At 40.4% G+C, this 26,318-nt stretch carries 28 protein-coding genes; 23 read left to right on the plus strand and 5 right to left on the minus strand.

Going from position 1 to position 26,318, the window contains the following annotated elements; genetic code table 11:
* The first annotated feature begins 240 nt into the window (after positions 1-240).
* Together E0E32_RS10570 and E0E32_RS10575 are read left to right on the plus strand one after the other, a co-directional pair.
* Positions 241-1,596: an outer membrane protein assembly factor BamB family protein gene (locus E0E32_RS10570; protein WP_130859740.1), complete on the plus strand. Its 1,356-nt coding sequence runs from the start codon at positions 241-243 to the stop codon at positions 1,594-1,596.
* A gap of 95 nt (positions 1,597-1,691) precedes the next feature.
* Entirely contained in the window at positions 1,692-1,895 is a 204-nt protein-coding gene (locus E0E32_RS10575) for a CsbD family protein (protein ID WP_066192523.1), read from the plus strand.
* Between the two features lie 380 nt (positions 1,896-2,275).
* Here the strand turns inward: E0E32_RS10575 and E0E32_RS10580 are convergent, their stop codons facing one another.
* On the minus strand, positions 2,276-3,121 hold the full coding sequence (locus E0E32_RS10580) for a C40 family peptidase (protein WP_130859741.1): 846 nt from the start codon (positions 3,119-3,121) through the stop codon (positions 2,276-2,278).
* Between the two features lie 344 nt (positions 3,122-3,465).
* Entirely contained in the window at positions 3,466-4,410 is a 945-nt protein-coding gene (locus tag E0E32_RS10585) for an alpha/beta hydrolase (protein WP_130859742.1), read from the minus strand.
* Between the two features lie 468 nt (positions 4,411-4,878).
* On the opposite strand from E0E32_RS10585, the gene E0E32_RS10590 reads away from it, so the two are divergent.
* The 7 genes from E0E32_RS10590 (at position 4,879) to E0E32_RS10620 (ending at position 10,960) form a co-directional block, all read left to right on the plus strand.
* On the plus strand, positions 4,879-5,406 hold the full coding sequence (locus tag E0E32_RS10590; protein ID WP_130859743.1) for a GNAT family N-acetyltransferase: 528 nt from the start codon (positions 4,879-4,881) through the stop codon (positions 5,404-5,406).
* A gap of 121 nt (positions 5,407-5,527) precedes the next feature.
* Positions 5,528-6,361, plus strand: coding sequence for a sulfite exporter TauE/SafE family protein (locus E0E32_RS10595; protein ID WP_066192531.1), 834 nt, complete (start codon positions 5,528-5,530; stop codon positions 6,359-6,361).
* 16 nt (positions 6,362-6,377) lie between these two features.
* A complete protein-coding gene (locus tag E0E32_RS10600; protein WP_130859745.1) occupies positions 6,378-7,769 on the plus strand; it encodes a bifunctional metallophosphatase/5'-nucleotidase in 1,392 nt (463 codons plus the stop codon).
* Between the two features lie 108 nt (positions 7,770-7,877).
* On the plus strand, positions 7,878-8,189 hold the full coding sequence (locus E0E32_RS10605) for a YunC family protein (RefSeq protein ID WP_130860184.1): 312 nt from the start codon (positions 7,878-7,880) through the stop codon (positions 8,187-8,189).
* A 57-nt stretch (positions 8,190-8,246) separates the two neighbouring features.
* On the plus strand, positions 8,247-9,035 hold the full coding sequence (gene yunB, locus E0E32_RS10610; protein WP_130859746.1) for a sporulation protein YunB: 789 nt from the start codon (positions 8,247-8,249) through the stop codon (positions 9,033-9,035).
* A 316-nt stretch (positions 9,036-9,351) separates the two neighbouring features.
* The gene (locus E0E32_RS10615; protein ID WP_130859747.1) at positions 9,352-10,833 is read left to right on the plus strand and encodes a sodium-dependent transporter; all 1,482 of its coding nucleotides are present in this window, start codon (positions 9,352-9,354) and stop codon (positions 10,831-10,833) included.
* 22 nt (positions 10,834-10,855) lie between these two features.
* Positions 10,856-10,960 carry a methionine/alanine import family NSS transporter small subunit gene (locus tag E0E32_RS10620; protein ID WP_130859748.1) on the plus strand — a complete coding sequence of 35 codons (105 nt, stop codon included), beginning with the start codon at positions 10,856-10,858 and terminating at the stop codon, positions 10,958-10,960.
* A 41-nt stretch (positions 10,961-11,001) separates the two neighbouring features.
* On the opposite strand, the gene E0E32_RS10625 is transcribed toward E0E32_RS10620, so the two are convergent.
* Entirely contained in the window at positions 11,002-11,958 is a 957-nt protein-coding gene (locus tag E0E32_RS10625) for a M23 family metallopeptidase (RefSeq protein ID WP_286171874.1), read from the minus strand.
* Between the two features lie 125 nt (positions 11,959-12,083).
* Here E0E32_RS10625 and E0E32_RS10630 point away from each other — a divergent pair, with 125 nt between their 5' ends.
* From E0E32_RS10630 to E0E32_RS10640, 3 genes are read left to right on the plus strand one after another with little or no spacing between them, the layout of a single operon-like run.
* Positions 12,084-12,359, plus strand: coding sequence for a YutD family protein (locus E0E32_RS10630; RefSeq protein ID WP_066192543.1), 276 nt, complete (start codon positions 12,084-12,086; stop codon positions 12,357-12,359).
* Positions 12,360-12,388: 29 nt separating this feature from the next.
* Positions 12,389-12,829 (plus strand): DUF86 domain-containing protein, encoded by a 441-nt coding sequence (locus E0E32_RS10635; protein ID WP_130859749.1) that lies wholly within the window; start codon positions 12,389-12,391, stop codon positions 12,827-12,829.
* Between the two features lie 12 nt (positions 12,830-12,841).
* Positions 12,842-13,270: a YbaN family protein gene (locus E0E32_RS10640; protein ID WP_066192549.1), complete on the plus strand. Its 429-nt coding sequence runs from the start codon at positions 12,842-12,844 to the stop codon at positions 13,268-13,270.
* A 44-nt stretch (positions 13,271-13,314) separates the two neighbouring features.
* Here the strand turns inward: E0E32_RS10640 and E0E32_RS10645 are convergent, their stop codons facing one another.
* The gene (locus E0E32_RS10645) at positions 13,315-13,830 is read right to left on the minus strand and encodes a phosphatidylglycerophosphatase A family protein (RefSeq protein ID WP_066192552.1); all 516 of its coding nucleotides are present in this window, start codon (positions 13,828-13,830) and stop codon (positions 13,315-13,317) included.
* A gap of 80 nt (positions 13,831-13,910) precedes the next feature.
* Between E0E32_RS10645 and E0E32_RS10650 the strand changes: the two genes are divergently transcribed.
* The 8 genes from E0E32_RS10650 to E0E32_RS10685 all read left to right on the plus strand — a co-directional run bounded on the left by E0E32_RS10650 (position 13,911) and on the right by E0E32_RS10685 (position 23,951).
* Positions 13,911-14,882 (plus strand): protein kinase family protein, encoded by a 972-nt coding sequence (locus E0E32_RS10650; RefSeq protein WP_066192554.1) that lies wholly within the window; start codon positions 13,911-13,913, stop codon positions 14,880-14,882.
* A gap of 282 nt (positions 14,883-15,164) precedes the next feature.
* Positions 15,165-16,454: a homoserine dehydrogenase gene (locus E0E32_RS10655; protein WP_066192556.1), complete on the plus strand. Its 1,290-nt coding sequence runs from the start codon at positions 15,165-15,167 to the stop codon at positions 16,452-16,454.
* Between the two features lie 93 nt (positions 16,455-16,547).
* Complete coding sequence (thrC, locus tag E0E32_RS10660) at positions 16,548-17,609, plus strand: threonine synthase (protein WP_066192559.1); 1,062 nt, start codon at positions 16,548-16,550, stop codon at positions 17,607-17,609.
* On the plus strand, positions 17,606-18,517 hold the full coding sequence (gene thrB / locus E0E32_RS10665; protein WP_066192561.1) for a homoserine kinase: 912 nt from the start codon (positions 17,606-17,608) through the stop codon (positions 18,515-18,517). The genes thrC and thrB overlap by 4 nt, the downstream gene beginning before the upstream one ends.
* Before the next feature lie 321 nt (positions 18,518-18,838).
* On the plus strand, positions 18,839-20,248 hold the full coding sequence (locus E0E32_RS10670) for a PTS mannitol transporter subunit IIBC (protein WP_066192563.1): 1,410 nt from the start codon (positions 18,839-18,841) through the stop codon (positions 20,246-20,248).
* 32 nt (positions 20,249-20,280) lie between these two features.
* Entirely contained in the window at positions 20,281-22,359 is a 2,079-nt protein-coding gene (locus E0E32_RS10675) for a BglG family transcription antiterminator (protein WP_130859750.1), read from the plus strand.
* Positions 22,360-22,372: 13 nt separating this feature from the next.
* A complete protein-coding gene (locus E0E32_RS10680) occupies positions 22,373-22,810 on the plus strand; it encodes a PTS mannitol transporter subunit IIA (RefSeq protein WP_130859751.1) in 438 nt (145 codons plus the stop codon).
* A gap of 1 nt (position 22,811) precedes the next feature.
* A complete protein-coding gene (locus E0E32_RS10685) occupies positions 22,812-23,951 on the plus strand; it encodes a mannitol-1-phosphate 5-dehydrogenase (RefSeq protein ID WP_066192569.1) in 1,140 nt (379 codons plus the stop codon).
* Positions 23,952-23,987: 36 nt separating this feature from the next.
* Here the strand turns inward: E0E32_RS10685 and E0E32_RS10690 are convergent, their stop codons facing one another.
* Positions 23,988-24,218, minus strand: a complete 231-nt coding sequence (locus E0E32_RS10690) for a NifU family protein (protein ID WP_066192571.1) — start codon at positions 24,216-24,218, stop codon at positions 23,988-23,990.
* Positions 24,219-24,410: 192 nt separating this feature from the next.
* On the opposite strand from E0E32_RS10690, the gene E0E32_RS10695 reads away from it, so the two are divergent.
* The 3 genes from E0E32_RS10695 (at position 24,411) to E0E32_RS10705 (ending at position 25,973) form a co-directional block, all read left to right on the plus strand.
* Positions 24,411-24,656 (plus strand): DUF1450 domain-containing protein, encoded by a 246-nt coding sequence (locus E0E32_RS10695; RefSeq protein ID WP_066192573.1) that lies wholly within the window; start codon positions 24,411-24,413, stop codon positions 24,654-24,656.
* Between the two features lie 17 nt (positions 24,657-24,673).
* A complete protein-coding gene (gene dapF / locus E0E32_RS10700) occupies positions 24,674-25,543 on the plus strand; it encodes a diaminopimelate epimerase (protein WP_130859752.1) in 870 nt (289 codons plus the stop codon).
* Positions 25,544-25,613: 70 nt separating this feature from the next.
* Entirely contained in the window at positions 25,614-25,973 is a 360-nt protein-coding gene (locus E0E32_RS10705) for a HesB/IscA family protein (protein WP_066192577.1), read from the plus strand.
* The last annotated feature ends 345 nt before the right edge of the window (positions 25,974-26,318 follow it).

The following is a 26,318-nucleotide window of genomic DNA, read 5'->3' on the forward strand; positions in this document are numbered from 1 at the left end:
TAAAGTTAAATATTTCACATAATAGTCAACTTTGTTTAGGGGTATAACTTAATGAAAAGTTTATAATAATAAGCTTTATAAGCTAATGTTATATGATTTCACATGTGGAATATCCAGTGATATTGTGAATATTCAAACTTTATAATAATAAGTTTGTCATGTTTCTCGTTCAAATGCTTGTCTTTCATTTTCTACAACAATCGTTTAAAATGAAGAAAACTTATCGGTGAGGAGAATTTGATGTACACCAAAACTTTTTTCTGCTTGATTCTTATGTGCACTTTCTTTCTGTTACCTGGCTTCGTATCAGCGGAAGATTTTGGACCAGAGGAATGGCAGCAATATCGAATGAAAAGTGATAAAAATGCGGTATTTGATAATGGGAGTGATCCGCTTGAAAGTCAAGTTTACGAAACGGCGGATGAAGTAAGGGCGACGCCGGTAGTTGTCGGTGATAGATTATTTGTGGGAAATCATAATTCTGGTGATTTATTTGCTTTTGATATTGCAAGTGGAGAAGAAATCTGGCGTAATCAGGCACCTAATTGGATTCATTCAGAGATGATTTATCAAGATGGTACTATTTTTGTAGGTTATGGGAATCGCTACTTCCAGGATAATGGTATCCGAGGTACAGGGGAGAGTGGTGTCTTAGCATTGGATGCGGGAAATGGCGATATTTTATGGAAGTACGTAACGGAAGGAGAAGTTATGCCTACTCCGGTTTATTATGATGGTGCTGTGTATGCAGCTACTGGAGATCGACATTTATATAAGTTAGAACCTGATTCTGGTGAATTGTTGCACAAAGCAGAAATCGGCTCCACTGTTAGTATGTCGGCACCGAATATTACGGATGATCAGCTGTTTGTAGGCGGGAGCAGTCCATCACCTTACACATTCTCAGCCTATTATTTAACATCAGATGAATTTGCCTGGCAGACAGAATTCCCTGAAGTTATTGCTGGTCTTGATGATGTGCCACCAGCCGTTGCAGACGACCTGGTTGTTACGACGGCGATAGAAGGCACACAGGAAGAACCAGAGCATAAGATGTATGCGATGGATACGGAAACAGGAGAATTAGCATGGGAAGCTAGTTTTGGCGTTGGTCAGTTTGTCAAAAACAATAAATCTGGCGCACCTATCATTTATGAAGACATGATCTATGTGGGAAGCCCGATCACCAAAACATTTTATGCGTTTGATTTGGATACAGGGGAGAAGCAATGGGAATTTGAGAATGAAGTGATGAAAGCACCTCCTGTTGCACAAGATGGGGTAGTTTATTTTTCGAATGCGGAAGGATTTGTTTATGCGTTGGACGCTGAATCAGGCGAAGCATTAGGAGAGAAACAGCTACAAGGTGTATTGGCTCCTGCAGGTCCTATTATTGTCAATAATACGATGTTTATTGGTAGTCAGGATTCCAATGTATATGCCGTTCCAATTGAAGAATTTGGAGAAGATGTATTACAACATGCAAGTAAACATACTGGAATCAATCAGACCATGGTCTATACAATCGGTGCTTTGCTTCTCATTGTCCTTATTATTGGTTTGGTATGGTTGAAAAGACGTCGTCAAAGAGGATAAATGATGTGTTACAACCAGCTTTAAAACCTGATGAATGATCATGTTTAATTGTCAATCCTTCAGGGAAACAGTCATTGTAAAGGAGGATTGGTAACATGACAGATGGATTTAAAGATAAAGTAGAGGGAGCAAAGGATAAAGTAAAAGGGGAAGCAAAAGATGCGTATGGAAAACTAACAGGTCAGAAAAGTAAACAAGCAGAAGGCAAAATAGATAAGGCGAAGGGTTTTGCCAAGGACACGAAAGGAAATATAAAAGATGCCAAAAACGAAAATGAGGAAGAAAACGATCAGCGCTAAAGGGATAGTTATAGCAGACAGGACGCTTATTTGAAAGTGACCTGTCTGCTTGTTTTTAGCATATAGATGTAACTAACCTGAAATTTGACTTGTTCAAGGCTCTGGACAGACTTGGATAGTGATAAATCGTTAATGTAAACTAATTCGGGGGCCAAAAACGCTTGCTTGACTTATTTTTCTAGCAGCAGCGTATGGTAAGGTGATCGAATTCTAGCTTTCTTACGGATTGAGGAGAAGCAAACCAGTTCCTGAGCCCATAAGAAATGAGTGATGTGCTGCGCTGCGCAAATCACGGGAGACATCTAACTCGATGCTATTTTAGCTAGTCGTTCCTTTTTGAATATAAAAAAAGAGCCTTCCTAAGAAGACCCTTTTGTTGCTTATCTAATAAATGATTTTGCTCCAATATAGTGATTTTGCCAATAATCGATACTCATATCTGCAGCTACAACACCTTCACTGCCAGTATGGATCATTTGGTTATTACCGATATAAATTCCGCTGTGAGAAGCTCCTTCTGTGTCATAGGTACCTTCAAAGAAAACCACATCACCAATCTGCGGAGAATCCACGTGAACACCAGTGTTTGCCCACATGTCACTATGAGTACGAGAAATATCTACTCCTACTTGATTGAAAACGTAGTTAATGAAACCACTGCTATCCATTCCGCTAGGGCTTGTCCCACCCCATGCATACGGCGTACCAATTACGCTTTGAGCAGTGTCAACGATATCTTGCTGGATAGAAGTATCTGTTGTATTAGAATCATTGTTGTCACTTGGCTGATCAACCTCAACCACTTCTTCTTGATTACCTTCACTGCTGGAACCATTAGTAGGTACGTCTAAGGATTGAGCAGTATTTGGACCGACAATGCCATCCACCTGCAATCCTTGATCGGCTTGGAAATCCCGAACTGCTTGTGCGGTAATATCCCCAAAAATGCCATCAATGTTATATGTATAATAACCTTGATTCTGTAGTTGAATTTGGATATCTTCTACGGATTCGTTAACGTCACCTTGTTGGATAAGTGAGGTTTGATTAGCAACGGGTTGCTCTATGTTAGGAGCGTTGCTTTCGTTAATGGAAATATCACCTTCTGAAGATCCTTCACCAGCTTTAGCAAAGACGCTGCCGCTGAATACGGGGGTAAGGGCAATTGAGGTGACAATTGCAGTCGAAATAACGTATTTTTTTAGATAATGTTGCGATTCTACCAATGTTACTCCTCCTTAAAAAATTGTAGTAGAATTAAGCGTAAGCCTAATTACCGCTTATTACGCTCAACTGTCTACTACTTTAACATCTGAACATCACAGGGGAGTTGCAAAATATTTAAGCAGGGATAACAAATTATGATAAATTATTACACAGATAAATCGACATTAGAAGTGATAATTTGGCTATGACGGCTTATTCTTCACATTTTACAAAGAACCCCATTTCAATTAGGTAAAAAGATGACACAAGCAATAATCAAAACCGTTTGTAGAGGGGATTTATATTACACAAAGAATCAAGTTGTTTCCATTCTGGGGGATCACAACTTGATTCTGAATGTAGTCTACCTCATTTGATTATCTAACCAGCTAGTTATTTTTGTGATTACTTCATTCGCTAGGGACAGCTTGGACTGCTGTTCGATAAAATCGGCTGTTTGCTGATGCGGAGGCTGATCTTCTCCTTTTCGTAAAAAATGATTGATCTCAGGGATGATCTGCCATTCTGCTTGACCGGAAACGAGTTCGGCTATAGTCTGGGCATGATCTGGCGGTACATGCTGATCATTAGCACCGGTTAGGCTGAAGGTGGGACAATGGATAGCTGGAAGTATTTCGCAGACATTATAACGCCAAAATTCTCGAATATATTTTGCGTTTATCCGTCTTCCGTTAGACATCATTACCTCTTGATCAGAGAAGAGTATCTTATTTCGTTGTTTATTTAATACTTTTTTTTGCAGGGAATCGATTTTAAATAGGCGATAAAGCAAGCTTTTCAATGATTTACCTTGTTTGAACTGCTCAAAAAACGCATCATTTTGCCGATTGGTTAAATCAATGATGGATTCTGCTAAACCGCTAAGCAAGATGATTCCCTGCACCTCCTCTTGTTTTTGTATGGCTGGGGTGATCATCGCCCCTTCGCTATGTCCTAGTAAATAAATTTGTTCAGCGTTTACTTCCGTTACTTCACGCAAATGATGGATGCAGTGTACGGCATCTTCAATAAAGTCATAGAAACCGGTCTCTAAAAAGTCTCCTTCACTTTCAAAGAGCCCTCGCTTATCATAACGAAATGACGCATATCCGCGAGCAGCTAACGCCTCCGCTATGTCTTGATATAAATACATCGCTGGTTGTTCTGCTGTATCGCCATTTCGGTCTATCTCGCCGGAACCAGGAATAATGAGAACGGTAGGGTAGCTGACTTGTTCGCTATCGGGAAAGGTGAAGGTACCTTGTAATGGATATGCTGCGGGGATCGTTATTTCCTTTTGATTGAACATTTTTCCAGCTCCTTTTGGTTATAAATTCTGTTCGATAGGTTGTTTAAAGGGTTATTCTTGCATTACTAATAATGAACATCTTGATTCCGCTTTAGGCTCATTTCATGCTATATGCCGTCATTAGTCTTTATTTGCCACTTGGATAAGGCAAGACTCGTTGCCAGACATTTAGCGAGATTTTAACTATATAAGTTGCATGAAATCATTTCCCATTGATCGGATAGGTGCTCTTGATCCATTTACATGAATGGATTAAACGAAGTATTATCAGGAAATAATGTGAGCAAAGACTTGCTTGTCACACGTTTTTGTTGCATTTATACGTTCAACTTATATAGAAGGGGTGACTATAAGTAATCATATCACAATTATTGAAGAGATTGTACATTGCAATAAATTGACGTTCGTTCTGCATCTCTTTAAAATAAATAATATAATGAAGAGGTTGTTCCAAAAGGAGAGAAAACTATGCACTATACCATAAGACAAGAAACAGAAACTGACTATCCTGAAACCGAACGAATAGTGAAGCAGGCGTTTGCCGATGAGACATACAGTGATCAAACAGAGCATGTTTTAGTACATAAAATCAGACAAACAGAAGCGTTCGTCCCAGAACTATCCTTCGTTGCGTTTAATGAAACCAATGAAATAGTTGGGCAGGTACTGTTATCCAAGATAACCATTGGAGCCTTCCATACTCCATCCTTGGCACTTGCGCCGGTATCTGTATTGCCTGCATATCAGGGACAAGGGATCGGTAGTAAGCTGATTGATACATCGTTGCAGAAGGCCGCAGAGCTTGGTTATTCCTCTGTTATTGTACTTGGCCATCCAGATTATTATCCGCGATTTGGTTTTGCGCCAGCAAGCAAGTGGGAAATAACGGCACCTTTTGCAGTAGAAGATGAAGCGTTCATGGCAGTTGAGTTAATACAGGGCGGGCTAACTAATACACAAGGTGTTGTCCAGTACAGCGTACCCTTTGATCAATAATCCAACATCACTTGGCAAAATGGATATTTAAAGACAGAATCAGTATAATATAGGGAGATTGCCATCAGCAACGATAGGTCGCTGATGGCTAAGAAAAATATCTGTAAAAGAAGGGATAACTGTGTTTGTCATCATACTTTGTTTTATAATAGGTTTGGCCTCTGCCACGGTAGGGAGTTTAGTAGGACTTGGGGGCGGAGTGATACTTGTTCCCACATTATTAATTCTGCATGTTACTACGCCGTCGTTTGACTGGGCGGATACTAGTACGATTGTCGGGATATCACTGATTATTATGATTTTCACTGCGGCATCCTCCACTTATACGTATGCCAAAAATCATCGAATCGATTATAAGAGTGGTGTATATTTTATTATTGGAAGTTTACCTGGTGGAATATTAGGAGCATGGCTTAATCAGTTTGTCGAAACAGACATGTTCTCTGTGTTTCTAGGACTTTTTATGTTGGTGATCTTCCTTGTCTTTATTTTGAAAAAAACACCGGATTCCGGTGAGCAAATGCCTCTGAAGAAAGGCAGACATAAGGTGAGGAGAGAAATCACAATTGGTTCTTCTACTTATCGTTATGGGTTTTCGCCAGTTATTGCTATGTTGATTGCCTTTGTGGTGGGGGTATTATCCGGATTTTTCGGTATTGGCGGGGGTTCTTTAATGGTGCCAGCGATGATTTTACTCTTCTATTTTCCACCACATATTGCAACGGCAACCTCGATGTTTATGATCTTAACACTTAGCACGGTCAGTTCATTAACACATATCAGCCTGGGACATATCGAGTGGATGTACGTTTGGGCATTTATTCCGGGTGCTTGGTTTGGCGGTATACTAGGGGCCAAACTGAATCAGCGTTTGTCGAGCACCTCGGTAGAATATTTGCTTCGCGCCATTCTGTTGTTGATTGGTTTGCGATTAATATGGCAAGGACTGTTTTAGAAGGGGGTTTGGCTAGATGATCGAACGTTTTCATTTTTATTATTGTAATGATTTACATAGTCATTTTGATCAGTGGCCAAATATTGTACACTATTTCAAAAAAGAGAAGGAGAAAAATGCACAGCGTGGTCAGCAGAGCTGGATCGTCGATATTGGGGATCATATTGATCGTTCTCATCCAATTGCAGAGGCTTTTCGTGGCAAGGCCAATATTCGCTTATTAAATGAAGCGGGGTTTGATTTTGCCACGTTAGGCAACAATGAAGGAATCACGCTAGAGCATGAAGATTTATTTCATTTATATGATCAAGCGGCATTTCAAGTAGCTTGTGCTAATTTGGATACATTGCAAGGACCTAATCCTTCCTGGTTAAAAGACAGTATCACATTTGAAACAAAGTATCAATTAAGGGTGACAATATTTGGTTTGACGGCTCCGTTTACTGCTTTTTATCAGCCATTAGGATGGCAAGTTACTTCACCTTATGACTATTTGGCCGAACATATCCAAGCTTTAAAAAAAGATTGTGATGTATTGATTTTCTTATCACATCTCGGATTGTCCGATGATGAAATGATTGCGGAGAAATACCCGGAGATTGATGTGATTATCGGTGGTCACACCCATCATTTGTTAAAAAACGGGAAAGAGGTTAATCAAAGCCTGTTAACGGCTGCAGGGAAATTTGGGAAGTATGTCGGTGAAGTCCATCTGGAGTGGGACCATACAGTAGGCCAATTGACGAAAAAGCAAGCCTATACAGTGGAAACAGAGTACTTGGATCGAGATCAGGCAACAGTGAATTTGGTCCAATCGATGGAACAGCAAGCAATGGAGTTACTTCAGCAGCCAGTAACCGAGCTTGCCCAGCCACTAAGGGTTGATTGGTTTGCTAATACACCGATTATTCAAGAATTGACGGATAAGTTAAGGGAATGGACAGATGCTGATATTGCCATGCTAAACGCTGGTATTTTGTTAGATGGTTTACCTGAGGGAGTAGTGACCTATGGTGATATTCATCAAATATGTCCACATCCGATTAATCCATGTACAGTACCGTTGAGAGGCATAGAAGTACTGGAAGTGATCAGAGGGGCTTGTCAATCGTCTTTACGACATTTAGAGTTAACTGGGTTTGGTTTTCGAGGAAAAATTATAGGTGAGTTTGTCTTTAGCGGAGTCAAGGTGACGCTACAAAGCGATCAAGATGGTTCAACAAGAGTACAGGATGTAGAATGGCAGGGGAAACCGCTGAAATTAAATCGCATTTACACCTTTGCTACTGCTGATATGTTTACTTTTGGAACTATGTTTCCGGAAATTGTCCGCTCCAAAAGGAAAGAATTTTTCCTTCCTGAGTTTATGCGTGACCTTTTAGCGCAAATGTTGAAACAACATAACTGAGCTTTATTGCAATGGGACTCTTTCCATACCATATCGGCAGTTACACGGTGATAAACACCAATACGCCCTTTTTTTCATAGACTAAGAGGAAAAGGGGTGTATTGGATGATGATGGAGGTTTACCCAATCACGATTGAAGGACAGACATTTACAGCGATCACGGTGAAGTTACCTTATACTAATCTTTTAGTGATTTCAAATGAGATCGGTTATGTGATGTGCGGTGCTTTAGATGTAGAATTATTAAATGAAAAATTGTCAGACCGTCCGATTGTGGCAGGTCGAGCAGTAGGTGTTAAGACTATTGCGGAACTGCAAGAAGCGGAGTTGGAAAGTGTGACTCATCATGCTAGGCAATACGGATGGCAACAAGGCATGAAAGTGCGTGAGGCATTAGTAAAGATTGGCCAAGAAAAATAGATATACGTATATAAACGACTCCCCTTATCATAAATATAAGATAGGGGGAGATTTTTTATGAAACGAAAACCAAGAGTAAGACAATGGAGAAGATCTCCAGTACATCGCATCTTCTTTCTTTCTTTCTTCTTTTTTATATTGGCACTGATTTCCAGTATACTAGTGGTCAATCAAGGGCTCAAACCAGTGCTGCTTAATATTGCAGAGTTCCGAGTGACGCAAATTGCCAATCAAGCATTAGGGATTGCCGTTAGTAAGAAGATTTCGGAGGATTTAGAGACTGCTGATTTAATTGAAGAACAAGTTGATGATCAGGGCAGGGTGGAGAGTTATGTGTTTAATACAATTGTGGAGAACCGCGTCCAGCGGAATGTACAATATCGGGTAGAGAATTTCTTGAAGCTCTTGGAGGAAGGCGAGCGGCCGGAGACCGGTGTGCCGATTGAAGTAGAGTTAGAGTTGGATGAATCTGAGCAAGCCTTGTTGGATGATATTCGTAAAAGGGGACTATTAGTCGAAATCCCCATTGGTCAGGCTTTAGGCATTCCGCTGTTAGGGAATCTAGGTCCGAAGATTCCGGTTCATATGGAGGTAATCGGAAGTGTAGCAACGGAAACCACTAGTGAGATTGTTCAAACGGGGATTAATGGAGCGATAATCGAAGTGAATGTGCATGTAGAAGTAGAAATGAGTGTCGTCATTCCCTTTGCTTCTAAACCAGTGAAACTAGAGCAGAACATCCCTGTAACAAAGGTATTTCATCCAGGTGATGTGCCGAATTACTATCATAATGGGGAAGGGTCATCTGATTTATCCATTCCCATTGATCCCAATCTTTCTCCTTAATGTTTATTGGGTGTAAAGGTGGAAAAGATATAATCTTGTTGCTCAAAAAAACTGGATGAACGCTTGAGTTAATTCCGATTCCGTTTTATTTCAGAGTGAATATGGACCATGAATAGCAGATCTCTGCTATCCATGGTCAACAAAAAAACAACTGCCTTTCTTTTTTAATATTTGACAGAATATTCAAACATTCGTTATACTTTCATGGATTAGCACTGTTATCTATTCATCATGTTTTCACTGGATCATGTGAGCTGGTGAACAGTAAATTCATCTGGCAAACAAATTAAATAGAAATGAGAAAGGAGCAAACATTATGGATAATCGTTCACAATGGGGAACCAGGATAGGCTTTTTGCTGGCGGCAATCGGTTCAGCCGTTGGTTTGGGTAACATATGGCGATTCCCCGCAACTGCATTTGAGAATGGAGGAGGTGCTTTCTTTGTACCCTATCTATTTGCCTTGCTAACGGCAGGTATTCCATTATTGATTATGGAGTATACAATCGGTCACAAGTATCGCAGTTCAGCTCCTCGTAGCTTCTCTAAAATTAGTAAAGGGATGGAATGGATAGGCTGGTGGCAGGTACTGATATCTTTTGTGATTTCGACCTATTATCCGATTATTATTACTTGGTCTGCCATGTATGCCTATTTTGCAATTGGAACCAAATGGGGAGATGATGGCGCAGCATTCTTTACCGGAGACTTTTTAAACGTAACCGATGCCGGATCGTTTGGATCGATTGTGCCGATGGTTATGATTCCGCTCCTTGTTGTATGGATCATCGTCTTCTTTATTTTAGGAAGAGGGGTAAGGAAAGGGATTGAGTGGGCCAACCGGATTTTTATCCCAACTCTGTTTATTGTCTTTCTGATTATTGTTATTCGTGCCGTTACCTTGCCTGGTGCAATAGATGGTCTTGATGCCTTTTTTAAACCAGATTGGTCTAGTATTATGGATGGCTCCGTCTGGGTAGCAGCCTATGGACAAATTTTCTTTAGTTTATCGATTGCCTTTGCGATTATGATTACTTATGCTTCTTATTTGCCGAGAAAATCAGATATTACGAATAATGCCTTTATTACCGGATTTGCCAACTCATCGTTTGAATTACTGGCCGGTATTGGTGTTTTTGCTGTGTTAGGGTTTATGGCTTTACAGTCAGGTGAAGAGGTCTCTGAAGTAGTAGACGACGGGATGGCGTTAGCCTTTATGGTCTTCCCTGAAATTATTAATCAAATGCCTGCTTCTGGATTCTTTGGTTTCTTATTCTTTGCGTCCTTGTTCTTGGCAGGTCTGTCGTCAATGATTTCGATTTCTGAAACTTATATTGCCGGTCTCCAAGAGAAATTCTCGATTACACGCGGAAAGGCACTATTATTTGGTGGCGGTTTGGCGTTCCTAGCTTCGTTACTATATGCTAACCAAGGTGGTCTTAACTTATTAGATACGGTAGATTACTTTATTAACAATTATGGCGTAGCTTTAGCTGGTTTATTTGAGGTAGTGGCGATCGCATGGTTTGCCCGTTCGTTGAAAGACTTACAGCAGCATGCCGATTCGATCTCTGATATCAAATTAGGTCTATGGTGGAGATTCTGTCTGGGTGTAATCACCCCAATTATTCTAGGTTATATGATGTTGCAAAATTTAAAAGGAGATCTAGAAGAGAACTATGCAGGGTACCCCATTGATTTCCTCTTCAATTTTGGCTGGCTTGTGGCGCTTGGAGCGATGTTAATTGGTGCTTTAATTACAATGAAGAAATGGCCGAAAAAGAATCATCAGGCTTAAAAAATACAAAGGAGGACTCATTATGTCTGCAAGTGCCATTGTGATGGCTGTGATTGGAATTGTGATTATCTGGGGCGGGTTAATTGCCAGTGTATTGCGGGCAAGAAATGCGTCGAAGGAATCATAACATAGTAAAGCTGAAACAATCCGTAAAGTGCATTTCGTGCTTTACGGATTGTTATTTTCCCAACGTTTTAAATGGGGATACGGATCAAAGGACCATTCTGTTTTGCCATTATCTTTGTACATACCATAATGAAGATGTGGCGGGAACTTTCCAGCGGTACCAGGCGGGCCGTAGCCTGTGGAACCTACCGAACCAATCGTTTGCCCGGCTTCGACGATATCTCCCATTTCCAGACCTTCCGCAAAGCCATTAAGGTGGGCAAAGTAGTGATATCTGTTATAAATATCGCGAATGCCAATACGCCAGCCACCATACTTATTCCAGCCTTTCAGTTCCACAACCCCATAGGTGGTTGCACGTACAGGGGTGCCATAGCTTGCAAAAATATCTGTTCCTTCGTGAATTCTTCGTCCGCCGAATCCTCGGGCATCGCCCCATGTGCTGCGATAACTATAATTATACCCTTTAGGAACAGGAAAGGCTGTTTCATCCAAGCTAATTGTCTGATATTGTTGAAATAACTTGGCGTAATTCATAATGGACATAACCGATAACTCTCGATGATAATAATTCCATAACGCCGTGCGAATGTCCTGAGAAGTATAACCGCTCTCTTGCAAATAAGATGCCACCGTATATAATACATCGATATCATTATCTTTATCAGCAAGCTGATCTCCATCACCATCTTGCCCGATACCGCCAAACATCTGCAGCAGCTCAGGGGTAGCAGGTTGTTGAAATGGTACAAATCCGTACCATTTTTCTTCGCTAATGTTTATATTAATTAAACCAGTTTCTTGATCATCGGCGTCACGTATGTTTGCTTCATAGCGATCAATCGCAGCTAAATAATACCATGGAATGAGGGTGACGGCTTCCATTTGTCGATAAAGTGCGATTTTTTCAGCGTCTGCATCCACATTTTCTTCTGCATATGCTATAGTAGATAGAAGAAAAAAACCTAACAAGGCAAATAGTAAGATACGTTGAATCAAAAATAATAACCTCCTTTTCTTTAGGGGTGGAACGACTTGAACCGTTTCTACATAGTGTGAGCAGTGCGATTATTTTCATGCTAGAAACATTTGTAAAAACTTTTACGAAAAAGGTGTGACATCGAATGATTGAAGTACAAGGAAAACGTTATGAAGTGATCAAAGATTATCGGTCTGCCTTTGAGGAAAAAGCCTTCAAGGAGAGATATGCCGATATATTAACGAAATATGATTTTATTGTTGGTGACTGGGGGTATCAACAGCTGCGGTTAAAGGGCTTTTATGATGACCAAAACCCAAAAGCTACCTTTGATACAAAATTTAGTACCTGTGAAGATTATTTGTACGAATATTGTAATTTTGGCTGTCGTTTTTTTATTGTTAAACAGGTGAACCATTAGAAAAGGATAAATATATGGAGGGAAGCACGTTGTATTTTGTAGACATGATGCAAATGAATGAAACGTTGGATTTTTTTGACCGAATCCTGCCGAAAGTAAAAGATTACTCGGGTGAAAGTGACTTGGACAAATATGCGTTGGAGCGTATGACACATGTGCTGATCGAGGCCTTCATTGATACGGGTAATATGATGATAGATGGGTTTATAATGCGTGATCCAGGGAGTTATCTGGATATTGTTCATATATTAGTGGATGAGCAAGTGATTAATAAGCAAGATCAAGGGGCTTATGAGGTATTTGTATCATTGCGAAAGCATGTTGTACAAGAATATAAGCAGATCGATCATGCTCGCTTAATGAGTGTTTTCATCGTTGCCTACGAACCTTTATCGCGGTTTAGCTCCAGTATACGACAATATCTGGCTAATGAAATCGGCGTAGCGAATACATTTACAAACAAGGGGTAAGGAGGATATACCATGAGAAAAATACGGCGATTATGGTTTCTGACGATGGGGACACTGAGCTTACTTAGTGGTCTGATTGGTATTATTGTACCGATTTTGCCGACTACTCCTTTTATTATACTGGCAGCCTTTTGTTTTGGAAAGGCTTCGCCAAGGTTGCATCATTGGCTGATCACTAACCGGTACTTTGGCCGTTATATCGCCGATTATCAACAAGGTAAGGGAGTGCCTGTGAAAATTAAGATTGGTGCTGTCTGCCTTGTTTGGACAAGCGTTGTGTTTTCGCTCTTTTTTATTCCTTTAAGTGCGATTAAGGTCATGATGATCGGCATAGCCATATTTGTAACCATTTTTATTTTCACCTCACCGTTGTTGAAGGAGAAACAGGATGTCTACCAAGAATCGGCAGCCAACCAGGTTCCAGCAAAAATAAGCAAGTGACTGTTAATAAGCCGTATCCACTGTGGATACGGCTTATTTAAGCTTTATTCATCGTCAATAGTGGATTCATCATGTTCTGCGCTATGTGCTAAGCGTGAGGAGGCAGAAGCAGCAATCGCTCCTACGATATCATCAAGAAAAGTATGGCAGCCATTGGCCTTATCGTTGAGCTTCTCCAATATTCCTGGCTTTTGCTTATCGATATAACCATAATTGGTAAAACCGATCGAACCATATACATTAACAATCGATAAGGCAATAACCTCATCAATTCCATATAAGCCTTCATCTGATTCAACAATTTCCTGTAGTGGAGAATGGAGTTTGCCTTGTTCTGCTAGGATATCTAGCTGGATACCGGTGATGATGGCATTCTGCACTTCTCGTTTCATTAGTACATGGTCCACATTCTTATAACATGTTTCTAAGGTTAGATTCTCTTGATATTTATTTTGTAGGTAAAAGACTAGATCAGCAATATCATCAAGCTCTACTCCCCGATCTTGCAGCATTTCTCTTGCTTTTGTTTCCAGTACACTCTTTTTTCGTTGATTTGACATCTAATCACATCCTGTATTCATCATTTTTGAGAGGAAAGACACATATAGTTTAATATATTTCTAAAAAAGGGGGAATAATCATGCATTCTGTATTCTTACACTACCCGATGCAGGTTCCCGTTAAACCAATAGCTGACCAGCCTTATATGACATATCAGGACCAATCTACCTATTATTTCGTGGTGCCAAGTGCTTATTCAGAAGAAGCCGCTTTGGAATGGTACAGCATTGCCTCTTATTATCATCAACAAGGGTTTACCAATGTAACCTGCCCCATACCTAATATACATAATCAGTTTATCACGACGGTTGGTAAAGAACAGTATGTTGTCTGTTATGCTTATCCATCCAACTTCGAGCTGGAGGAGGGGCAAATGTTGGCAGCCTTTCAGCAGATTGGGTTTCAGTACCCTTATCAACCTAAGGAGATCAATCATTATGGTCGTTGGCGGCAACTTTGGTCCAATAAGACGGATCAGTATGAGTTAGTATATAAACAACTATATCAACAACGGCCAGCGAATTCAATCTTGCGGGATACGGTAAACTTATTTCCCTATATTGTTGGTTTAGCAGAAAACGCCATCCAATACTTACATGTGGTGGAACAGGAAAGGCAATTCAGTGCCAATGATCAGCCGACCATTACCTTTGGACGTTATCAAAAGGAGATGAAGGAAGATTTTATTTATAGTCCTACCTTTATATATGATCACCCCGTTCGCGATCTTGCCGAGAAGATAAGACATTTTATGCTGGAAGAAGAAGGCCTGCGCCATGCAGATTGTGAACGTTTTTTACGTTCCTATCTCTCGCAAATACCATTGTCTGCCTTTGGCTGGAAGTTATTATATGCCAGACTGCTTTTTCCGATTCATTTATTCGATTTGGTGGATCAAATCCAACAAACGTCTCGATCCACGATATCAATGGAAGACATCATCACACAACAACATAATTACCAACAGCATTTGGCGTCCTTTTTTTATCAATTAGGGGTGGATGAAAGAGACATAAATGGTATACAATTAGATTGGCTGACCAATATATAATCAACCTGCTATTTTAGATCATTCCATCCTAATGGGCAGTTCTGTATCTCATTTATGTCAGCAATAAAGTACCAGGTAGCTTTCAGCTTCGATAAACTTCGGTGAGGCTGGATGGTGAAGGACAAGTTATAGTTAATGAATCAAATCTACTCATTCGATCAGCAGCACGAGGATTTTTTTCAATTTTAGATGAATGCACCTTGCTAAAGCAGGTATTCAGATGTATAATGTCCACTATGGAAATACAAATGTACACGTTATGCAAACAAGGGAGGCGTCTAGATGGATCAAATCAATGTTGGTTTGTGTGGCTTGGGAACAGTAGGTACTGGAGTTGTCAAGCTATTACAAAACCATGCAGAAGAAATAAAATATAAGGTAGGTTGTGAAATTAATATAGAGAAAATTCTCGTTCATGACTTGAACAAACAACGTGATGTGGTGATCCAGCAAGAATGGTTAACCGATCAGGCAGCCGAATTAATTGATAATCCCAATATCGACATTATTATCGAAGTAATGGGTGGTATTGAGGATACTAACCTTTTATTAGAAAAGGCAATTCAAAATAAAAAACATATCGTAACGGCGAATAAAGATTTAATGGCAGTACATGGTCAGAAACTGCTTCGATTAGCCAAAGAAAACAATTGTGACATCTTATATGATGCAAGTGTTGCCGGTGGTATTCCGATTATTCGTTCGTTAACAGAAGGGCTAGCATCCGATCGTATCCAAAAAATTATGGGGATCGTAAACGGCACTACAAATTATATATTGACCAAAATGACAGATGACTCATTGGCATTTGAGCCCGTTCTAAAAGAGGCCCAGTCGCTTGGGTTTGCAGAAGCGGACCCTACTTCTGATGTGGATGGGCTGGATGCTGCCCGTAAGATGACTCTCTTGGCAAATTTAGCCTTCAAAATGGAAATTGCCTTAGAGGATGTTGAAGTGACAGGGATTCGTACTATTTCTCAAGAAGATATTACGTTTGCGACGAGTTTAGGGTATACTATTAAATTAATAGGAATTGCGTCTATTACGAATGGGAAAGCAGAAGTTACGGTAGAGCCAACCTTGCTTCCGATTGATCACCCATTGGCACAGGTGAAAAATGAGTATAACGCCGTCTATGTCTATGGGGAAGCAGTAGGGGAAACGATGTTCTATGGCCCGGGTGCCGGTAGTATGCCAACCGCAACGGCTGTTGTATCCGACTTGATGGATGTGGTGAAGAATATTCAGCTTGGTACCACAGGCAACGAATACGTTATCCCACAGTATGAAAAGCAATTAAAAGCAGACAATGAAAAGTATATGCAGTATTTTATCCGCATGGAAGTCGATGATCAAGCAGGCACTTTTCAAAAATTGACAAATGTGTTTACCGATGAACAAGTAAGCTTCCAGAAGATCTTACAATTACCATCAGAAAAAGAGAAACTGGCAGAAATTGTTATGGTGACACATAAGATAAGCAAACAGCAACTACTCAATAGTAGAGAAAACTTAAAACGGTTAGACGTTGTTAATGAAATCATTAGTTGTTACCGCGTTGATGGAGAATGATACGTCATTACCGTATATTAACTAGTCTATTCCAACAGGGGTTTGAACACGAATAGACGTAAATTGTTGCAAAATTAGAGGGGAGACTTATTCATGGCTTGGCAAGGATTATTAGCAGAGTATCAATCATATTTACCAATTGAAGAGAACACACCAATGCTTACATTATTTGAGGGAAATACACCTTTGTATAAACTGGAGAAATTATCAGAAAAATTTGGAATTAATGCCTATGCAAAATTTGACGGACTAAATCCAACTGGTTCTTTTAAAGACAGAGGGATGGTTATGGCAATGGCTAAGGCCGTGGAAGATGGAGCCAAGGCCGTTATCTGTGCTTCTACCGGAAATACGTCTGCTTCAGCTGCGGCGTTTGCAGCTAGAGCGGGTCTTAAATGTATTGTCGTGATTCCAGATGGCAAGATTGCACAAGGGAAATTGGCACAGGCGGTTATGTATGGCGCCGAGATCTATTCTATTGCTGGCAACTTTGATGATGCTTTGCGTTATGTGCGTAAATTGGCGGAATCAGGCGATGTGGCGTTAGTGAACTCGGTCAATCCTTATCGAATTGAGGGCCAAAAAACGGCGGCATTTGAAGTGTGTGATGAATTAGGCAAGGCCCCTGACTATTTATTTATTCCAGTTGGAAATGCCGGCAACATTACGGCATACTGGAAAGGCTTTAAGGAATATCATGAGCAGAAGCAGACCGGCTTACCAAAGATGATGGGCTTTGAAGCGAGCGGTGCAGCTGCTATTGTCCATGATCGTGTATTTGAAAATCCAGAAACAGTGGGAACAGCTATTCGAATTGGTAATCCAGCTAGCTGGCAAGGTGCTGTTAATGCCCGTGAGGAATCCAATGGAGAAATCGATGAAATTACGGACGAGGAAATGATTGCCGCTTATAAATGGATTGCCCAGGAAGAAGGGGTATTCGCCGAACCTGCCTCTTGTGCCTCGATTGCTGGATTGTTCAAGAAGCTGGAACAAGGAAAAGTAGAAAAAGGATCGACCGTTGTATCGGTCTTGACCGGTAATGGTTTAAAAGATCCAAACACGGCAATTGACTATAGTGACGTACAACCAACGGTGTTGCCGAATGATGAAGAAGTGATAATTAATAAAATCTTAGGCAGTGTCAAGGCATGAGCTGGATGATAAAGGTTCCTTCCAGCACTTCTAACTTAGGTGCTGGTTTTGACTCGATTGGTTTGGCATTAAACTTATATTTGGAATTACATGTATCAAAAGCGGAAGAATGGCTGTTTACTCCCGTTTCGGAATCGTTAAGCGACATTCCAACCGGAAAAGATAATTTGGTTTATGAAATAGTAGAAAACGTGGCGCTTCAATATGGGAAAGCGGATCAAATTCCTGCATGTCATGTAGAGATGACGAGTAATATTCCATTAGCGCGAGGGTTGGGCAGCAGTGCGACAGCTATTATCGCTGGGATTGAACTAGCTAATATATTATTGGATTTAGATTTGACGGAAAATGATAAATTGCAGATTGCGACCGATGTGGAAGGACATCCTGACAATGTTGCGCCTTCCCTAATTGGTGGCTGTGTAGTTGGTCATTATGATGGTAAGGTAAGTTACACCAAGCTTCCAGTCAAAGGGGTTACCTTTGTCGCCATGATTCCTCCATTTGAGCTTAAAACCAAGGAAGCCCGGGCTGTACTGCCGCAGACTTTTAGTTTTAAGGAAAGTGTCCAAGCAAGCAGTGTGGCCAATTTAAGCGTGGCAGCTATCTGTAAAGGCGAATGGGAAACGCTTGGTGACATGATGGAAAAAGACCATTTTCATCAGCCATTTCGTAAATCCTTGATTCCGCATTATGATGAGCTCTATCATTACATGAAAGAAGATGCTTACGGTGTTTTCTTAAGTGGGGCAGGACCGACTATGATTGCTGTAGTCGATGATAAAAAAGCTTTTGCGACGATCCGTAAATGGCAACAGGCATACCCTGATTTTCAATGGCTGCCATTACAAGTAGAACAAAGAGGATCATCCGTAGAGCAATTCGAACAAGCCGAAATGAAAGAATAATATACGCAGCTGTTATAGAGCCTGACATAAGGTTTTATAGCAGCTTTTTTTATAGATAAGAAAACATTCTTGTTATGATAAGATGTGGAACGATTCTGACCTTGAACAAACCGAGGTGCTTAGTTTCAGGCAGTCATAAGGGATCGGGTGGAATTTGCTGAATGAATCTTATGAACTCCCCCATAATATAACCGCTTACAAATTTGATTTTGGCAGCATAGGACGGACAAAATAGCATTTTGATCTTATTGTATAGGGATGAAACACTCCATTAAAATAAAAGATAAGCAAGAACTACACAATGGAGAGGAGATTAACAAAATGTCAGAACAAACAAGCGCTTTTAGGGCAAAGATCCAGAAGTTTGGCAGTAATTTAAGCGGAATGATCATGCCTAACATTGGTGCATTTATTGCTTGGGGGATTATTACTGCTTTGTTTATCCCTGATGGCTGGACACCAAATGAAACAATGGCACAGTTGGTAGATCCAATGATCAATTATCTATTACCATTATTGATCGGTTTTACTGGCGGGCGGGTGGTATATGGTGCCCGTGGCGGTGTAGTAGGTGCTACCGCAACAATGGGTGTGATCGTCGGCGCCGATGCACCTATGTTCTTAGGTGCTATGATTATGGGGCCTCTTGCAGGTTACTTAATGAAAAAAATTGACGAACCATTCCAATCAAGGGTTCGACAAGGGTTTGAAATGCTTTACAATAATTTTTCAGCAGGAATTCTTGCCGCATTACTAGCGATGTTGGCTGTATCTGGGGTAGGGCCGATTGTATCTAATTTAACCAGTTGGCTTGCGTCAGGTGTAGAGGCTATTATTAATGCAGGACTACTGCCTATTGCAAGTATTATCGTAGAACCAGCTAAGGCGCTATTCTTAAACAATGCGATCAACCACGGTATATTAACACCGCTTGGGGCCGACCAAGCAACTCAAGCAGGGAAATCGATTCTCTTTCTAGTAGAGGCCAACCCTGGACCTGGTTTAGGTATCTTACTAGCTTTTGCTATCTTCGGTACGGGTGTGTCGAAGTCATCTGCTCCAGGGGCAGCTATTATTCAATTCTTAGGTGGTATTCATGAAATTTATTTCCCTTATATCTTAATGAAACCTACTTTGTTGATAGCTGCGATTTTCGGCGGCATGTCTGGTATATTCACCTTACAATTATTTGATGGCGGTTTAAGAGCAGCCGCTTCCCCTGGAAGTATTTTTGCTGTGTTGGCGATGACTCCTGGTGATAGTTATGTGGGAGTAATATTAAGTGTCATTATAGCAGCTTCGGTATCTTTTGTGATTGCCGCTTTTATCTTAAAAACATCGAAATCGTCAGAAGATGATTTGGCTGCGTCAACAGCGAAGATGGAAGCAATGAAAGGGAAGAAAAGCAGTGTGAGCAGTGCATTAACAGGAAATGATGAGAAACAAGCAGCACAAGTGGAAAAAGTGATTTTTGCCTGTGATGCAGGGATGGGATCGAGTGCTATGGGCGCTTCTTTGTTACGAAAGAAATTTAAGGACAATAATATTGATATCGAAGTAACGAATAAGGCAATTAATGAAATTCCAGCAGACGCCGATATTGTTATTACACAAGCAGCTTTGACAGAGCGTGCTAGAAGTAAACAGCCATCAGCGGAACATATTTCAGTAGATAACTTTTTAAACAGTCCTAAATATGATGAATTGGTGGAACGAATGAAAAATACGTAAACGATACTAATTGGAAAAGGGGGTGAATGGTCATGTATCTATCGGGGCGTGAAAGAAGTATCTTAGGATATTTGTTATCTAGTTCAAATCATAAAACCGTTAAGGAAATTGCTGAAAAGTTTCAAGTTAGTGCACGAACCATTCACCGTGAGTTAAGGAGACTTGAACATTCGTTATCACATGACAATGTCAAGCTAGTAAAAGAGGTTGGCAAAGGAATCATGGTGGAAGGTTCAGCAGAAAGTATAGCAGCGCTCAAGAATAAAGTGGCACAGATAACGGGAGTGGAATTAACAACAGAAGAAAGACAATCGATTTTACTGCACACCTTAATTCAATTAAATGAACCGGTTAAATTATATACGCTATCTCTTGAGTTAGACACAACTATTCCAATGATTACACAAGATTTAGATGAAATAGCAGATCGCATAGCCAGCTTTGGTTTGGAACTAATAAGAAAAAGGGGGTATGGCGTACAGGTAAAGGGAGAAGAGGCACAGAAACGTGCGGTACTAAGCCACCTTATTTCCAGCCATATTGATTTGTTTCAATTTATAGACCGGATTAAGGCTAAAAATAAAGAGCAATCAGAAACCACAGAAACGATTGCCGATCGCTTACTTGGTTTGATTGATCCATTAAAACTGGAGTTGATTGAACAGCAAGTGCAGCAAATGCGTCATCAATTACCTTATGATTTGGCGGACGGCGCTTATATTGGTCTAATTGTTCATTTAGCCTTAGCTGTTGAACGTTTACAAAAGGGAGATACGATTCATTTTGATGAAGCGTACCGAACAGAAATTAAAAATACACCCGAACATCAAGTAGCGACTGAGATGATTGAACGATTGGGAACCGCATTTCATATGCAAATTCCACAAGACGAAGTGGGTTATATTACCATGCACCTAAGAGGGGCAAAACTACGTGAGAACCAGGATTATTTATTAGAAGATACAAGCCTTAACTTGGCATGGAAGGCAAGGGAACTTATCGAATTTGTGAATGAACACATGCAAACCCAGATTGAAGGGAATACCCAGTTTTTAAATGATTTAACGACCCACCTAAAACCTGCAATTTACCGAATTAAACAGCAGATGAATATTAATAATCCCATGCTAGCGGATATTAAACGTGATTATTTGGAATTGTATACCGTCCTGAAAGAAGGGCTGGTCACGATATTTCCAGAACTTCAGGTGCCTGATGAAGAAATTGGATATTTAGTGCTCCATTTTGCAGCTATCCTTTTACAAACAGAGGAACGACGCCATTTGCGAGTACTGGTTATTTGTTCAACTGGGATTGGTACTTCTAATATGCTTGCGAGTAAATTAAAAATAAGATTTCCTGAAATCGACAGGGCAGACCATCGATCGTTTTTTGAACTAGATCGTTCCACTGCAGAAGGCTATGATTTGGTAATATCGACCATGCCATTGGAGACAGTTGACTTAGATTATGTACTTATCTCGCCTATGTTGTCAGAAGAAGAAGTGGTAAAAGTGAAACAGCAAATTGACAAGCTTTCACTGAGAACTTCTCGTCACAGGCACAAGCTTAAAGCAGAGAATGGATCGGCATTTATTGATAATCTGCAATCGATGCAGCGCTATGCCGAGACAATTCTGGAGATTTTGCATGGTTTTACTATTTATTCGATCCCGGGTCACGATTACTTTTTGCAGGAAGTGTGTTTGATAACAGAGACAATCGGTTTGGTAACGGATAAGCAAGTATTATTCGACAAGTTAAAAGAGAGAGAAAGACATGGCGGTTTAGGGATTCCAAATTCAGATATTGCCTTGTTTCATACGAGATCAGAGATAATTCAACGTCCAAGCTTTCTCATTTTTAGCTTACCTTATTCTGTTAATGTGCAAGCCATGGATGGTTCTTACCTAGCAATTAATCGTATCCTGTTAATGCTTGCCCCAACCTCTGCACATCAAGAAGCGCTAGACATTTTAAGCCAAATTAGTGGGTTGCTTATACAGGGTCAAGATACATTGCAGCTCTTTGCAAATGGTAGTGAAACGAAAATTTATCAGTATTTAAGCAGAAAATTTCAATTATTCATGAATGAAAAATCTGATATATAAGGGAGTGCCAACAATGACAAAACAAATGTTAACTGAAAACAATATTGAATTACATCAAAGTTTTGAGACAAAGGAACAAGCCGTTCGACAAGTAGGACAGATTCTCTTAGATAATGGCTATATTAAGGAAACTTATATTAATAAAATGTTAGAGCGTGAGGCTCTAGTCTCTACGTACATGGGGAACTATTTGGCAATACCGCATGGTACAGAAGATGCCAAAACAGAAGTGATAGAAACAGGATTGTCTGTCGTAACGGTGCCTGATGGTATTGACTTTGGTGATGGCAATGAAGTAAGGGTGCTGATCGGGATTGCCAGTCAAAAAGATGAGCATCTGGAGATATTGTCACAGATTGCTATTATCTGCTCAGAAGTAGAGAATGTGGAAAAGCTGGTGAATGCCTCAAAAGCAGCAGAAGTGATCGACTTATTACAAGAGGTGAATTAATATGAATGCTGTCCATTTTGGTGCAGGAAATATTGGAAGAGGCTTTATTGGATTGTTATTAGAGCAAGCTGGCTATCATATCACCTTTATCGATGTTAATCAACAACTGATTGAGGAAATAAATAAACGACAATCGTATAATGTACACTTTGCAGATGACACTAGTGAATCGCAGACGGTGCGACAGATATCCGCTGTTAACAGCAAGGAAGATCCTTTATTAGTTACACAAGCTATCGAAGAAGCAGCTATTATTACGACAGCAGTTGGTGCATCTGTATTACCGATGATTGCAAAGACGATCGCAGAAGGACTACAGCAACGCATCCATACAAATAAAACACCCTTGTCGATTATTGCCTGTGAAAATATGATTGGTGGCAGTTCCAAGCTCAAAGAAATGGTTTATCAGGAGATTACACAGGACGAAAAAGCAACATTTGATCGTTTATATCATTTCCCAGATGCTGCTGTCGATCGAATTGTGCCCAATCAGACAAATGATCATATATTGGATGTCACCGTTGAACCCTATTATGAATGGGTCGTGGATCGATCTGCAATAAAAGGGCCGGTGCCAAGGATAGAGGCGATTCACTATGTGGAAGATTTAGGGCCATATATCGAACGAAAATTATTTACCGTTAACACTGGGCATGCCGTGATTGCCTATGTGGGATACAGTAAGGGTTATACCACGATAATGGAGGCATTAAAAGACCGATCGATTCTGCAGACGGTACGAGGTGCTTTAGAGGAATCGGGGCAAGCATTGACGGAAATCTATGGTTTTGATCATCATCAGCACCAAGCTTATATGGAAAAGATAATCGAACGTTTTCAAAATCCATACCTTTCCGATGCTATCATTCGAGTGGCAAGAGGGCCGATTCGGAAGCTTGGTCCAAACGATCGTTTGGTAAAACCTGCGCTCATGTATTTAGACACTACAGGCAAACTTCCTTATCACTTGGTTACGGCCATCGCTGCTTCTCTAACTTTTTATAACGAAGCAGATGAAGAGGCTGTGCACTTGCAGGATATGATAAAAAAGCAGGGTGTAGTTGCCACCTTTGCAGAAATGAGTAAGCTATCTTTAACACACCCACTAACTGAGGCAGTGATGGAACAATACCAGTAATGTGAAAAGGTGACCCAGTTATCAGGGTCACCTTTCTTAAAATACTTGTTCTATTTCCGTTACACCAGGCACTTCAGCCATTAACGCCCGCTCAATCCCTGCTTTTAAGGTGATGGTTGAGCTAGGGCAATTACCGCATGCCCCCATTAGTCGTAAGCGTACAATACCATCTTCCACATCGACCAATTCCACATCACCGCCATCACGTAAAAGGAACGGACGCAATTTATTTAAAATTTCCTGTACTTGTTCCGTTTGTTGCTCCATCTCTTAAGGCCCCTTTCTGTTCTTGAAAGCTTTATTCGATAGTGATATGATTTCCGTAAAACCATAATCACGCCATTGATAATCATTCTCCCTTTTATTTTAGCGTTTATTATTTTATTTGTAAACGAAAGTGTGTTAAAAATAAGAGAAAAGCAAAGGCGTATCTAATGGATATAAAGGTGTGATAAGATTATGATTACGATAAAAATAGGATTTTGTGTCAAGAATTTGGCGAAAGGGACCGAGCAGGTACGCCAAAAATTATTAAAAGATCCGGATATGGATGTAGTCGAATATGGTTGCACAAGCTATTGTGGTATTTGCCGACGGTACCATGTAGCGATTGTAAACAGCCACCCGATCAAAGCGGATACACCAGAAGAACTGCTTGACCGTATTTATGACTATATTGACAATGAATTAGTCGATCAATTTTAAGAAGGGAAAGAACAGGAATGAATATACCATTCACTAAAATGCATGGACTTGGAAATAGTTATATTTTTATAAATATGTTTGAGGTTACTTTAGCAGAAGGCATATTGGCTGATCTTGCCATTGCGGCTGCCAATAAAAATACAGGGATTGGTTCGGACGGACTTATTCTGATTCATCCGACAGAGCAGGCAGATGTGGGGATGCGGATTTTTAATAAAGATGGCTCTGAAGGAAAGAACTGTGGTAATGGGTTACGTTGTGTGGCCAAATATTCGTATGAGAACAAGCTCGTTGCTAACAAACAGTTTACGATTGAAACGAAGGCGGGCAATGTGACGGCGGAAGTGCACGGTGATCGGGAATTGATCTCGGAGGTCACGGTTGATATGGGTGAACCTATTTTGCAGCGATCGGCCATTCCAATGACAGGAGAAGACACAGCGTCGGTTGTAGCAGAACGTTTTGAAATAGATGAAAGTAAATGGGAGTTTACCGCTGTATCGATGGGGAATCCACATGGCGTGTTTTTTGTGGGGGATATTGAAGAAGCTCCTTTAACCACCTTAGGACCAAAAGTGGAAACAGATCCACGTTTTCCAGAAGGAGTAAATGTGGAATTTATTGAACAAGTAAACGAAGAAGAACTCCATTTCCGTGTATGGGAAAGAGGGTCTGGTGTGACGCAAGCCTGCGGTACAGGAGCATGCGCGGCTGTTGTCGCAGCTGTTTTAAATGACAAAGTGAGCAAAAATAAAGAAATAACCGTGCATTTAGCAGGAGGCGACCTATTTATTACTTGGGCGGAGAGTGGTCATGTCTGGATGCGTGGTGCAGCCGAAACAACCGTTGAAGGAAGTTTTCTTTGGCATAAAAAACAAAAAAATTGAATTCATCGCTAGCTGTTTGTATACTTAATTACAGAAACGTTTGTTAACTAAATGGGAAAGGAGTTTTCCAATGATTTTAAATATTACTGATGATGCAAGATTACAGATAAAAGAGATGATGAAAGAAGAGGATGCCGACCGTGTTCGTCTGCGTTTTGGTGTGAAAGGCGGTGGCTGTAGTGGTCTTTCCTATTCACTGGGATTTGATTATGATGTAAATGAAGAATTAGATCACACAGAGACGTCGAATGGTATCCCGATCATCATCCAAAAATTCGATATTGATGTGATCGAAGGCACTAAAATAGATTATAAACAAAACATGATGGGCGGCGGCTTTACCATTGATAACCCGAACGCGATTGTGTCCTGTGGCTGTGGCTCTTCTTTTAAGGCAAAAGCACGAGAAGGAACACCGGAGAATTGTTAAAAAAATAATGCTTTTTAAGCGATCCGCAACCCTTACCCACACTCTCTAGTAGTGAGGGTTTACAACCTCTTTGGTAGATAATGTTAAAATGCCAAAGGGGTTTTTTGTAGAAAAAAGCATATAATTATTGATAGGAAGTCGTGTGCCAGCTGAAGAGGGTGAACCAACTGTAAAATGTAAAGAAAATGAAAAGTAAGTTGGCTAATCAACTAGAATCAGTAGGATCTATGACAGAAGATGAAAAAGGCAGATTCCTTATTTAGAAGGCGACATATGATGAAAGGTTATTTATGAAAACAGGCGAAGGGCCCTATGACTTTACAAATCCTTCGCCTTTTTCTGGTT

The organism is Gracilibacillus phocaeensis, assembly GCF_900626275.1.
GTDB classification, from domain to species: domain Bacteria; phylum Bacillota; class Bacilli; order Bacillales; family Amphibacillaceae; genus Gracilibacillus; species Gracilibacillus timonensis.

Coding starts and splice junctions, on each gene's coding strand:
- E0E32_RS10600 (WP_130859745.1), top strand. CDS start 6,378: ATGATCGAACGTTTTCATTTTTATTATTGTAATGATTTACATAGTCAT.
- E0E32_RS10585 (WP_130859742.1), bottom strand. CDS start 4,410: ATGTTCAATCAAAAGGAAATAACGATCCCCGCAGCATATCCATTACAA.
- E0E32_RS10570 (WP_130859740.1), top strand. CDS start 241: ATGTACACCAAAACTTTTTTCTGCTTGATTCTTATGTGCACTTTCTTT.
- dapF (WP_130859752.1), top strand. CDS start 24,674: ATGAATATACCATTCACTAAAATGCATGGACTTGGAAATAGTTATATT.
- E0E32_RS10685 (WP_066192569.1), top strand. CDS start 22,812: ATGAATGCTGTCCATTTTGGTGCAGGAAATATTGGAAGAGGCTTTATT.
- E0E32_RS10615 (WP_130859747.1), top strand. CDS start 9,352: ATGGATAATCGTTCACAATGGGGAACCAGGATAGGCTTTTTGCTGGCG.
- E0E32_RS10620 (WP_130859748.1), top strand. CDS start 10,856: ATGTCTGCAAGTGCCATTGTGATGGCTGTGATTGGAATTGTGATTATC.
- E0E32_RS10640 (WP_066192549.1), top strand. CDS start 12,842: ATGAGAAAAATACGGCGATTATGGTTTCTGACGATGGGGACACTGAGC.
- thrC (WP_066192559.1), top strand. CDS start 16,548: ATGGCTTGGCAAGGATTATTAGCAGAGTATCAATCATATTTACCAATT.
- E0E32_RS10605 (WP_130860184.1), top strand. CDS start 7,878: ATGATGGAGGTTTACCCAATCACGATTGAAGGACAGACATTTACAGCG.
- E0E32_RS10690 (WP_066192571.1), bottom strand. CDS start 24,218: ATGGAGCAACAAACGGAACAAGTACAGGAAATTTTAAATAAATTGCGT.
- E0E32_RS10655 (WP_066192556.1), top strand. CDS start 15,165: ATGGATCAAATCAATGTTGGTTTGTGTGGCTTGGGAACAGTAGGTACT.
- E0E32_RS10705 (WP_066192577.1), top strand. CDS start 25,614: ATGATTTTAAATATTACTGATGATGCAAGATTACAGATAAAAGAGATG.
- thrB (WP_066192561.1), top strand. CDS start 17,606: ATGAGCTGGATGATAAAGGTTCCTTCCAGCACTTCTAACTTAGGTGCT.
- E0E32_RS10675 (WP_130859750.1), top strand. CDS start 20,281: ATGTATCTATCGGGGCGTGAAAGAAGTATCTTAGGATATTTGTTATCT.
- E0E32_RS10650 (WP_066192554.1), top strand. CDS start 13,911: ATGCATTCTGTATTCTTACACTACCCGATGCAGGTTCCCGTTAAACCA.
- E0E32_RS10645 (WP_066192552.1), bottom strand. CDS start 13,830: ATGTCAAATCAACGAAAAAAGAGTGTACTGGAAACAAAAGCAAGAGAA.
- E0E32_RS10680 (WP_130859751.1), top strand. CDS start 22,373: ATGACAAAACAAATGTTAACTGAAAACAATATTGAATTACATCAAAGT.
- E0E32_RS10695 (WP_066192573.1), top strand. CDS start 24,411: ATGATTACGATAAAAATAGGATTTTGTGTCAAGAATTTGGCGAAAGGG.
- E0E32_RS10630 (WP_066192543.1), top strand. CDS start 12,084: ATGATTGAAGTACAAGGAAAACGTTATGAAGTGATCAAAGATTATCGG.
- E0E32_RS10575 (WP_066192523.1), top strand. CDS start 1,692: ATGACAGATGGATTTAAAGATAAAGTAGAGGGAGCAAAGGATAAAGTA.
- E0E32_RS10670 (WP_066192563.1), top strand. CDS start 18,839: ATGTCAGAACAAACAAGCGCTTTTAGGGCAAAGATCCAGAAGTTTGGC.
- yunB (WP_130859746.1), top strand. CDS start 8,247: ATGAAACGAAAACCAAGAGTAAGACAATGGAGAAGATCTCCAGTACAT.
- E0E32_RS10590 (WP_130859743.1), top strand. CDS start 4,879: ATGCACTATACCATAAGACAAGAAACAGAAACTGACTATCCTGAAACC.